7 protein-coding genes and 1 tRNA gene are annotated in these 11607 nt (G+C 37.0%); 4 read left to right on the forward strand and 4 right to left on the reverse strand.

Annotated elements, in window-relative coordinates; all coding sequences use genetic code 11:
* Positions 1-109: 109 nt before the first annotated feature.
* The gene (locus tag QHH19_04655; protein ID MDH7517615.1) at positions 110-988 is read right to left on the reverse strand and encodes a segregation/condensation protein A; all 879 of its coding nucleotides are present in this window, start codon (positions 986-988) and stop codon (positions 110-112) included.
* On the reverse strand, positions 975-4625 hold the full coding sequence (smc, locus tag QHH19_04660; GenBank protein ID MDH7517616.1) for a chromosome segregation protein SMC: 3651 nt from the start codon (positions 4623-4625) through the stop codon (positions 975-977). The genes QHH19_04655 and smc overlap by 14 nt, the downstream gene beginning before the upstream one ends.
* A 399-nt stretch (positions 4626-5024) precedes the next feature.
* On the opposite strand from smc, the gene QHH19_04665 reads away from it, so the two are divergent.
* The gene (locus QHH19_04665; protein MDH7517617.1) at positions 5025-5993 is read left to right on the forward strand and encodes an ATP-binding cassette domain-containing protein; all 969 of its coding nucleotides are present in this window, start codon (positions 5025-5027) and stop codon (positions 5991-5993) included.
* Positions 5990-6772 carry an ABC transporter permease gene (locus QHH19_04670; protein MDH7517618.1) on the forward strand — a complete coding sequence of 261 codons (783 nt, stop codon included), beginning with the start codon at positions 5990-5992 and terminating at the stop codon, positions 6770-6772. The genes QHH19_04665 and QHH19_04670 overlap by 4 nt, the downstream gene beginning before the upstream one ends.
* A gap of 53 nt (positions 6773-6825) precedes the next feature.
* Here the strand turns inward: QHH19_04670 and QHH19_04675 are convergent.
* Together QHH19_04675 and QHH19_04680 are read right to left on the reverse strand one after the other, a co-directional pair.
* Positions 6826-6898 (reverse strand) — tRNA-Phe (locus QHH19_04675).
* A gap of 46 nt (positions 6899-6944) precedes the next feature.
* Entirely contained in the window at positions 6945-7259 is a 315-nt protein-coding gene (locus tag QHH19_04680) for a winged helix-turn-helix transcriptional regulator (GenBank protein MDH7517619.1), read from the reverse strand.
* Between the two features lie 344 nt (positions 7260-7603).
* On the opposite strand from QHH19_04680, the gene QHH19_04685 reads away from it, so the two are divergent.
* Both QHH19_04685 and QHH19_04690 read left to right on the forward strand, forming a co-directional pair.
* Positions 7604-9967 (forward strand): C25 family cysteine peptidase, encoded by a 2364-nt coding sequence (locus QHH19_04685; protein MDH7517620.1) that lies wholly within the window; start codon positions 7604-7606, stop codon positions 9965-9967.
* 121 nt (positions 9968-10088) lie between these two features.
* Positions 10089-11607 (forward strand): C25 family cysteine peptidase (locus QHH19_04690; GenBank protein MDH7517621.1); only part of this gene is annotated, 1519 nt, incomplete at its 3' end.

The raw sequence follows: 11607 nt of genomic DNA on the forward strand, positions 1-11607 counted from the left end.
AAGCCTTGTCGCCTCTTGTATCTCCTCTATGGATACTGGTTTTCCTGCTGAGAATAGTACCGATTCCACCAATTTTCTTTCTTTTAAACCCATCTATTTTTTCCCCATTTTATGTGTATCCTATATTTTTAATAAAAATCTTTCCATATGGGAATTTCTGCTGGTAAACGGTTATCTTGTTATCGTATGCTAGGAAAAGTATTGATACAAAGATTTTTATAAGCTCTTCTTTGTCTTTTTTCTTACCGCATAGTTCTTGTAACGTCATCGTTTTGTTCGGGTGCTTCTTGATTTTCTGCCATACCGTCATAACATCTTCTTCAATGTGGTCTTCATGTGCTGTTCCAACCATGTGTTTACGTGCCAACAACGCTATTCTATTTCTCTCCTCCTGCCGCTGTTGCTCTAGTAGCTGGTACTCCTCTGATTCTTTTCTCACCTGGTTGAATGCATCTAATAGTTCTATTAGTGTAACTTTCCTCTGCGCGTTTCTCCTAAGTGGTTCTACCAGCGGCGGCTCCGGGTTTTTCAATATAAGGTTTGTGTATGAGTAATCATCTAGGTTATCCCATATACTTGTTGGCATATCCTCCCAACCAAATGGTTGTTCTTCTTGTTTTTGTTGCGCCTCCATTGTTACAACAAGGTTGTCGCTTTGCAGCTTGAGCACCTTCCATGCCATATAGATTATACGACCTGCTGTTATAAGATCGATTTTCTCTTCTTTTGCACGTTTCAGGTACATGGTTGAGAAACTTACTAGGTCTATGTCCCATGGGTTTAGATGATTTCTCATAACCAACTCAAATGCTATTGCTATAGATCGATCAAAAGGGTTTTCCATTGTTACATGTTCACCCTCGTTGGTCTTCTGTAGTAGATCAACGTAGTAGTTTATCCTTGATGCATCATCTTTCTCATCTATGAGTGATTTATGGAATAGCAGATGGTTTATCACCTCTGTGTCAACTAGTTTAGACTGTTGCACGTAACTGTCCTCCTTCAAACAGGTTTATCTCACCTTTTGGTCCAACTATCTCTGGGTCTATGTTCCCTATCATCTCAGACACACCTGTTTCTTTCATTGTTACACCATAAACATGGTTTGCCTCTTTCAAAACCACTTTACGCAGTGAAACCATTATGAACTGCGAGTACTCTGACTGGTTTTTAATCATCTTTGACACAATCTCCGCGTTAACACCATCCAAAAACATATCAACCTCATCAAGGACATAGAACGGGCTTGGGTCATATCTTTGTATAGCGAATATAAAAGCTAGTGATGCAATACTTTTTTCTCCACCAGACAAAGCAGATAAGAGTAGGACTTTTTTACCCCTTGGTCTCGCCTTTATCGTCAAACCACTTTCAAAAAGGTTCTCAGGGTCTTCCAGCTGCAACTCCGCCTCCCCACCCTCTGATAGCTGCGCGTACATCTCCTTAAAGTTTTTGTTTATAACATCAAATACTTCAAAAAACCTATCTTTCTTTTTTGCTGTAATCTCAGATACAAGTTTCACCAGGTTTTTCTTCTGATCTTTTAAGTGTTTAACATCCTCATCAAGTTTATTTTTCCTCTCAAGCTGATGCTCATACTCCTCCAAAGCCCGCATGTTAACTGGTTCTAGTTCTTTCATACTAGCCTCTATACTGTTTACAGCATCTTTTAACGCCTCCAAGTTCGGCAGTTTTTTGTCTTTGATTTCAACATTATATAGTTTAAGTTCTTGTTCTATCTCCTTTATTGACTCCTCAAGTGTTGGCAAACGATATTCAGCACGTGACCTAAGATCAATATAGGATTCAATACGTGTATTAATCTTATCAAGCTCGTTCTCAACCGATACTTTATGTTTGTAAAGTTTATCCCGCTCATTAGCTAAACCTTTGATTTTACCTGATATCTGCTCTTCTACATTCATCAAAGCCTTTAGCTCATCATGATACTTTGATTTAGATTCCTTCAACTCTTTAACAGAGGTTTTTAGTTTTTCCACCTCGTTATTAATTGATTCTATTTTTATGGAAACCTCATTTTTTCTATCATTAAGCAACTCTATTTTTTTCTCAAGAGCATCTAGCTCAGAACGTAAACTTAAAGAAGATTCCTGCAGCGTTGATACCTCTTTCTCCAAAGCTCGTGCCTGCTGGGCTAACTCCTTCTTCGTCCCCTTCAACAACAAGCTACCCTTTTCCTCTTTTATCTTGTCTAATTCTTTTATACGTTTTTCATGTTTCTCAATTTCTGAAACAATGTTGTTTTTCTCATTTTCCAGTTCTTGCTTCTCCATGTTTTTTGCTTCAAGGTCTTTCAGCAAAACATCCAGTTTACCTTTGAACTCTTTTTTACGTACCTCAAGGTTTTTAGCCTGCGTATCAACATCAATCTCAGTTCTAAAACCACCAAGGCTGTTCTCCAACTCCAAGATTTCTTTCTTCAGATCTGTGAACTCTTTGGACAACTGCTCCTGGTTTTGTATAGCTGTTTGTAGTTTATGGGTTATCTCATCTAGTTTTGCTCTATCAACACCACTAAAAGATAACCTCGTCTTCGGCACACTACCACCTATCATAGCACCCGTTGCCTCTATCAAAGAACCCTTGAGATCCACCAGACGGACACCACCCATCAGACGCTTAGCATCATTCAGACTATCAACAATTATCGTGTCACCAAAAACATACCAAAATGCACCCTCATACTCATTTTTGAATTTAACAACATCCATCGCGAAACCATGAGATTTAGGATCCTTAACAACCATCAACGCCTTACCACGTGGTTTACCAGCAACCATCTTATTCAAAGGCAAGAAAGTTGCTCTACCAAGGTTCTCTTTTTGTAAAAACTGTATAGCCTTTGCCGCTGTCTCATCGTCATCAACCACTATAGATTGCATCCTAGCCCCAGCTGCAACCTCCATAGCTACAGCATATTTTTCATCAACCTTCGCCAACTCAGCTATAGTACCATGAATACCATTCAATAAACCATTATCCCTTGCTTTTAAAATCTCGTTAACAGCCTGATTATATTTACCCTGAACAGATTGTATAGCATCATACTCCGCTTGTAGTTTCGATTGCTCACGCTGAAGCGACCGTATAACATTTTCTAACTCACCTAACTCCTCTGTGATCTCCGCCTCACGCTTCTTTTTATCAAAAATCTTTTTCTCAATATCCTTCGTTTTTCTAGTTTTTTCATGATGTTCTTTCCCAATTTCACTTATCTGCCAATCAATATCCTTCAACTCAAACTCATAGGTTGATTTGTTTTCCTGCATCTCAGCTATCTGCAGATCCAATGCACCAATTTTCTCATTAATCCTATCAGACCTAAGTTTAAGCTCATGAACTATGCTTTGTTTTTCATTATATTCTTCACGCATCTTTATAAGTTCCTTGGTTAAATCCATTGATTTATCATCTGATTTCGCTATGTTCTCCTTCAAATCATTAAGCTCTGTTTCTTTTTGTTTCAGCTCAGCTTGTTTTTCCTCAAGTTTTTTGTTTGACTCTTCTTTTTGTTGATTATACTCCTCCAACTCTTTTTCTATTAACTCTAAATTGTTCTTGAGCTCTTTTTCCTCATTCTGTAGTGATTTAATCTCGTCATTTGAGTAATTAATCCTCTCATCTATTTTTATTTCCTCAGCCCTAGTCAAGTCTATTTTTGTTTTAATTTCTTTTACCTCGTCTCCACCAACTTCTCCGATTTTTTCTTCTATTTCCTCTAGTTTCCTCTGGGCTTCTGCATATTCTTCTCTTAATTCTTTGCTTTTTTCTTCTAACTTGGTTTTTTCAGCGTCATATGATTGTATCTGCTGGGTTATCTCCGCTATCTGTGCCTCTATCTCCTGTTTCTTTTTTACAGCTATTTTTGCTTTTGTTTCATATAGTTTATCCTTCAGTTCCTTATACCTATAGGCACTATCTCTATCATTTTTTAACTGTCTTATCTGGCTTGATATCTCACCTAGTATGATGCTTATACGTTCTAAATTACTGTCCACCTCCTGTTGTTCTTTTTCCGCTTTTTTAATATCCTCATCAAAGGCGCTAATTCCCGCTATATCATCTATTATTCTTCTCCTGTCAACAGAACCCATCTCTATCAAGTTGGTCACATCCCCTTGTTTCACAATATTGTAGCCATCCCCTGATATACGAGCATGTTCTAGTAGGTTAACGAAATCCGAGAAAGAAGCTGCACGATCATTTATGTAAAAATAACTATAGTAATTATCAGGGTTGTCTTTTAGTGGAGCTCTCTTGATCATTCTTGTAAGTGTTACCTCATCTGACTCAACAGGTAATTTCCTCTCTGCGTTATCAAAAACTAATGATACCTTACAATATTTTGCCGGGTTTTTGTGCTTTTTCCCACCATTGAAAATCAAATCAGTTAATCTACCTGCTCTCATAACTTTTGAGCTTTTAGGACCTAACACAAAAAGTACTGCATCAGCTATGTTGCTTTTCCCAGCACCGTTTGGACCGGTTATTGCTGTGAAACCCGGGAAAAATGGTATCGTGAGTTTATTTCCAAATGATTTGAAATTTTCTATCTGAATTTCTTTAATGTACAGATCACATCCCTTCCCATCATTTTTTAGCATTAACCCTCTATCTTTAGTGGGTTATGCTTTGCATCCCGTTTGATAGTAAACAATATTTGGTATATAAGATTTTGGAGAATATTATAAGAGAAGTTGTTATATTATTTTAGATGATTTTATTAACGTCTATTGTTTTTTGGTATTTATGTGTAGTAAAAGTGAGAGTAAAAGGCGTTGCAGCCAATGTAGAAAGATTTTCCCTGTTTGTGATCTTTATAACCATAGGGTTCATGGTCTCATTTGTAAAGGGTGTTATGATAAAATAAGGAATAGACAATGAAGAAAAATAATTAAATTAACTTTCTTTTACAAAATTTTCTAATAGTTCTTGTATGATATGGGCTTCCGCATAAGAAAGAAGTGAAGTGATTTGAAATAGTTATTTGGTAGGGAGTTTTTATGTATGTTATAGAAACAAAAAACTTGACAAAAAAATACAATGATCTAAATGCGGTAGATAATCTTAACCTTAAAATACAGGATGGTGAGATATTCGGGCTTCTTGGCCCAAACGGAGCTGGAAAAACTACCACTCTTCTTATGCTTACAACTTTGAAGCAGCCAACATCTGGAACTGCAACTGTCAATAATTTTGATATTATTAAACAACCAGATAAAGTTAGAAAATCAATAGGAATAGTTTTCCAAGATCCTAGTTCTGATGAAATATTAACCGGCTATGAGAATCTGAAGCTTCATGGTTGGCTTTATGATATGCCAAATGATCTAAGAGAACAGAGAATAAAAGAGGTTCTTGAGCTCGTTGATCTCACTAGTAGAAAAGATGATCTGGTTAAAAAATATTCTGGCGGTATGAGGAGAAGACTTGAGCTTGCCAGAGGACTCATGCATCATCCAAAGGTTTTATTTTTAGATGAGCCGACCCTTGGTCTTGATCCTCAATCACGGGATGTTATCTGGAAGTATATAGAAAAGCTCGCTAAAGAAAAAAAGATGACCATCATAATCACCACGCATTATATGGAGGAGGCTGATAAGCTTTGTAACAGGTTGGCAATAATTGATTGTGGTAAGATTGTTGTGATGGGTACTCCGAAAGAGTTGAAAAAAAGCTTAGGTGGTGATATTGTTAGATTAAAGGCTGAAAACCTTGATGAAAATATTTTTAAAAATTTGAAATACGTGAAGAAAGTAAGCGGATGTGATGGTGAGTTGTGTTTAACAGTTGAAGATGCAAACAAGCATCTGCAAGAGATTCTGAGGATTGCAGGGAAAGTGGATTCTGTTGAGATTCGTACGCCCACATTAGATGATGTGTTTTTGCATTATACTGGAAGAGGGATAAGAGAAGGTTCACCTGAAGGTAGTTGGGCTGATAAAGCTATGAATATGAGGTCTAGGAAATGAGCGAATTAAAAGGTATTTATGCGCTCTGGTACAGGGAATTCAAAGTATTCCAGAGAGAACGATCTAGAGTTGTTTCATCGATTGTTAACCCAATTTTGTGGCTTCTTATTATTGGTGGTGGACTTGGATCCGCAGTTTCTTTCACCGGTATTTTCAGTGGCATTAATTATCAAACTTTTATTTTCCCTGGCATTCTAATTCAAACTGCCTTATTTTCTTCGGTTTTCTTCGGAGTTTACATCGTCTGGGATAAAAAAATCGATTTCATGAAAGAAGTGCTCGTTGCACCGATGAGACGAACATCTATATTCGTTGGAAAAATCCTTGGTGGATCTACTGATACGCTAATCCAGATTTTCATCCTGCTAGTTATTGGTTTTGCATTTATGAACATCGGAATAATGCCTGGGCTTCAAATGAATTTTTTGTCTGTTTTTAGTTCTATGGTAATACTATTTATTACAACTGTTGGGCTAGTAAGTATCGGTTTAATTATCGGATCTCAAATGGAAAGCCCAGAAGGGTTTCAATTAATTGGGAGTTTCCTAATATTCCCAATGTTCTTTCTCTCTGGAGCATTGTTCCCTCTTGATAGACTACCCAGTTGGCTTTCCCCTTTTATCTTGGTGAATCCAGTAACCTATGCTGTTGATGCCGCCCGCGGAATGCTACTTGGAAAATCCCAGTTTTCTCTAACTTTTGATTTTATGATCGTAACTCTCTTTGCGATTATCATGATTCTAATAGGAACTTATGCCTTCAAAAAGATGAAAATTTAAAATTAATATTTGTTTGAGTTATTTTTTTCTTAACCAATCTTGATAAAAGTAGATGCCGCAGGAGGGAATTGAACCCTCGACATCACGGTCTTCAGCCGTGCACTCTCCCTACTGAGTTACCGCGGCGAAATAAACTATTTTGAATAAATATTTTGCTTATATGTAATTTTTTCTATCCAAGTGTTTTCATCATTTCATCTGCTGTTTCGCTGATTCTTTTTAACGCCTTTTTAAGTGTCGCCTCAATCTTTACTGCTTTATCTGTTGTTACTGCCCCGTGTGGTGATGGTTCTATAATCCCATCTTGTTCAAGTATTCTTAAAGAGTATCTCACCATGTGTTGGGGATATTTTGTGAGTTCTGATATTTTTATTATTCCAATCGGCTGGTTTTCTTGTAACACTTTCAGTATATGAATATGTCTTTTTAGTATCTCCATTTCTGTTTCAATTACACTTGTTAATACACATCTTTCTTCTTTATTCATTAATTTTTCCTCTCCGCTCTAGGCTACTTGTTAACATACGTAATCTTTTACTATTATTTAAAAATCTCTGTTAAAAAAACTTTGTTTTTTCTGAACATAAACTAAAATAGGAATTTGCTTGTTGTAAAAATATTAGACAATTGTCGATAAATGGTGGTAAGCTTTAAAAACACATATATGTTGGCTTGTTTTAGAGAGGGATTGAGGCGGGACTATTTCTCGAAGCTAACCTCTTCGGACCTCGACCCACCCTAATCTCTCCTAAAAAACTTCTTTTTAAAAATAGCCATATATTTATAAACAACAAATCATTATCAATCGTTAACTTTGGGGTGGTAAAAAATATGAAAAAACTATCTAGAAAGATACTTATTTTTGGTATAACGCTGTTGTTTATAGGAACCGCTATTGGAACATCTATAGAAACCAAAACAAATACGTTATCATCAGAACCTATCAAGATACAGGTTCTAACAAACGGTTACCCTGTTGAAATCAGATACACAATAAACAGTTTCAATAAAATACCAGTGAAAATAGATGACAAAGAATATTTACGCATTCTCATAAATAAAGAATCCAACATACTTGTAAAAGGTGAACCAGATCTACCAAACATCTGCCGAAGCATAATAATACCTGATACAGCCCAGATGAAAATAAAGGTTAAATCCTATTTATATAAAGACTATGAAAACATTCTTGTCGCACCATCAAAAGGCAACCTGCCAAGAACAGTAAACCCAGATGATTTACCATACGAATTTGGTGAAATATACAATACAGATTGCTGGTACCCAAGAAATATAGCTGAACTAGAACAACCATACATCCTGAGGGATTTCCGTGGGCAGGTTGTAAAAATATATCCATTCCAATATAACCCTGTTAAGAAAACCCTACGCTTTTATTACGATATAACCGTGGAGGTTTATCAAGATGGAAACAACGACATCAACTCAATCTACCGTAACAACCTACCAGCTAAAATCCAAACTGACTTTAAACAAATATATGAACGTCATTTCATAAACTTCAACAAACTAGGTCGTTATACCCCTGTTGAAGAACAAGGAAACATGCTGATTGTAACTTATGATAACTTCTGGGACAACATGGTTCCTTTTGTAGAATGGAAAAACATGAAAGGCATTCCAACTGAAATGGTAAAAGTTTCAGAGATAGGAAATGCTAACGCCATAAAACAATATATAAAAGATTACTACAACTCAACGGGATTAACCTTTGTTTTACTAGTTGGAGATGCTGCACAAGTACCAACCCTATACGCTGGTGGTAGTGCTTCTGACCCGAGTTACTCGTACATAGTTGGTAACGATCATTACCCTGACCTCTTTGTTGGACGTTTCTCTGCAGAAAACACTCAACAAGTGGATACACAGGTAGAGAGAACTATAGAATATGAACGTGATCCCCAAATTGATGCAGAGTGGTACAAAAAAGGAGTAGGGATCGCCTCTTCTCAGGGACCTGGTGATGACAACGAAATGGACTATCAACATATACGTAATATTCGCACGTTACTCCTCAAATTCACATACACTTTTGTTGATGAACTCTACGATGGAAGCCAGGGTGGTGGAGATGCACCTGGTAACCCAACACCTGCCATGGTAGCTACTGCCGTAAACGACGGACGAAGCATCATCAACTACTGTGGGCATGGTTCACCAACATCCTGGGGTACAAGCGGGTTTAGTAACACAGATGTTAATGCTTTAACAAATGATAACATGCTCCCATTCATCACTTCTGTTGCTTGTAACAACGGACAGTTTGATTCTTACACTTGTTTTGCAGAAGCATGGATGCGAGCAACACATAATGGTGAACCAACTGGTTCGATCGCAAACTTTATGTCATCAAAAAGCCAGAGCTGGGATCCACCGATGGAAGCACAAGATGAATTCATCAACCTACTTGTTGGAATTCCGGATAACAAAAAAACAACATTTGGTGCATTATGCTTCAATGGTTGCATGTCCATGAATGATAAGTACGGTTCATCAGGATGGGCTGAAACAGATGCATGGACTGTCTTTGGTGACCCCTCAGTACAAGTACGTACAGATACACCAGCTGATATGAGTGTTTTACATGACTCAGAGATTAAACAAGAAACCACAACATTTGAAATAACTGTCACCGACGTAGAAGGCGCATTATGCGCAATTTCACGCAACTACGAGCTTTTAGGATATGCATACACTGATTCTACAGGATATGCGATGATAGAGTTTGATCAGCCTATAACTGGTGAGGAACCATTAGATCTGGTAGTAACAGCTTTCAACAAAATAAACTACATGGCACAGATAACAGTTATAACTAACACTCCACCAAATACACCACAGAGACCAACAGGACCAGCAAATGGAAAAACAGGAGTACAATACACATACACTACATCAACAACAGACCCAGATGAAAACCAGGTGTTCTACAAATGGTACTGGGGTGATGGAAACTTCAGCGACTGGATAGGACCATATAACTCAAGTGAAACCGCCACCGCAACCCATACATGGAGTGAAAAAGGAACATACCAAATCAAAGTAAAAGCAAGGGACACCTATGGTGAAGAAAGTGACTGGTCAGAGCCACTAGCGGTCACAATGCCACTCGACCATCAATCAAATGAAAACATGATCCTAAAAATCCTTAGGATAAAACAAAACATTTCATAAAAAAAATAATAAAAACGTAATGTTGAACCATCCTCCTGCTACTATGCAGGGGGGACCATTTACAAAAAAAATTGTAAAAACACATAAAAATTAACTTGAGGAAAAAAATTTGAGGGATGATATGAAAAATAATAAAAAACTAATTTTGAGGCTTGGGATAATATTAATCGCTGCTATTTTATCATTAAGCTCTTTAACCACGGTAACAGGAGTAGAAAAACGTAGTATAACAAAAGATTACGAACTACTAGTAACTAAATCTGATCGCTCAGGATTAAACTTAAAACTATCAACAAACATCTACAAATTTGATACAATCGAGATAGAAGATAATGTTTTTGACCGCCTTATAATAAAAAACAGTGGATATACATCAGAATATGGTAAAGTAGAACTCCCTGTTATCAGTTTTTATGTAGCAGTACCTCAAGAGGCAGAAATCAACCTAAACTATGTTTTATCTGATTACAAGATTTTCAAAGACCATTATATTCTACCATCTCAGCCTCCAAAACCTGACAAAGATGGTTTTATTGATCCACCTTTTACAATCAACGATAGTTTCTACAACAAGGACGAGTATTACCCAGAATCTGTAGTAGATGTTAGCCCAGTTATGATCATGCGTGGGTGTAGAATAGTACGGGTTTCTGTTTATCCATTTGTGTATAATCCTTTTTCTAGAACATTAAAGTTTTATAAAGTAGTTAACATCGGTATAGAGTTCGTTGGAGGAACCGGAGAGTTCATACCAGCACGTTATAGATCGATATACTTCCAACCAATTTTTGATGCTTTTATAATTAACTCCAACATGATTGAAAGAGCAGCACCCAATAACCCTGCTCCATCAAGAAATAACGATCGAGCTGATCTACTAATAGTTGTATATGACCCGTTCTATGAAGAAATCCTCCCTTTAGCAGAATGGAGACATCAAACAGGTATTGAGACAAAGGTTGTTAAATGGTCAGATATTGGAACAACAGCAGCGGATCTACGTAACTATATGTCTAACGCTTATACCAACTGGGAACTGCCACCATCTTTTCTGCTGATTGTTGGTGATGCTGATCATGTACCTGTAAATTACCTTTATAATCACCCATACCATGGTACCAAAACAGGTACAGATCTATGGTATGTAGCAATTGATGGCACTGATTATCTACCCGAGATTCACGAAGGAAGAATATCGGTTGATAATGAGGAGGAGCTTACTGTTGTTGTAAATAAAATCCTTGATTATAGTAAAACACCATACATGGATGTAAACTGGTTTGATGATATTCTTCTTGCTGCATACAACGAAGCAGGCAGATATTTCATATACACATCAGATAGAATCTATAATTTTCTTACTCCCTTAGGGTATAATTGTAATAGACAATACCAGGGAGGAAATCCACCTGGATCAACATCAGGAGTAATCAGTGCTATTAATAATGGTACAATAATTGCTAATCACCGTGACCATGGAGCATCACAAAATGATGGTTATTCATACACTGGCTGGTCTAATCCAAAATTTGATACAACACACATACCAACATTAACAAATGGTAGAATGTACCCAGTTATGTATTCATTAAACTGTGATAGTGGTTGGTTTGATGGTGAAACAGATACTGAGCCAGGTA

Source organism: Candidatus Thermoplasmatota archaeon, from assembly GCA_029907305.1.
In the GTDB taxonomy this organism is placed as follows: domain Archaea; phylum Thermoplasmatota; class E2; order DHVEG-1; family DHVEG-1; genus JARYMC01.

Bases quoted from the DNA above. Each gene is read 5' to 3' on its own strand.
- smc (MDH7517616.1), bottom strand. From the start codon at position 4,625: ATGCTAAAAAATGATGGGAAGGGATGTGATCTGTACATTAAAGAAATT.
- QHH19_04665 (MDH7517617.1), top strand. From the start codon at position 5,025: ATGTATGTTATAGAAACAAAAAACTTGACAAAAAAATACAATGATCTA.
- QHH19_04670 (MDH7517618.1), top strand. From the start codon at position 5,990: ATGAGCGAATTAAAAGGTATTTATGCGCTCTGGTACAGGGAATTCAAA.
- QHH19_04680 (MDH7517619.1), bottom strand. From the start codon at position 7,259: ATGAATAAAGAAGAAAGATGTGTATTAACAAGTGTAATTGAAACAGAA.
- QHH19_04685 (MDH7517620.1), top strand. From the start codon at position 7,604: ATGAAAAAACTATCTAGAAAGATACTTATTTTTGGTATAACGCTGTTG.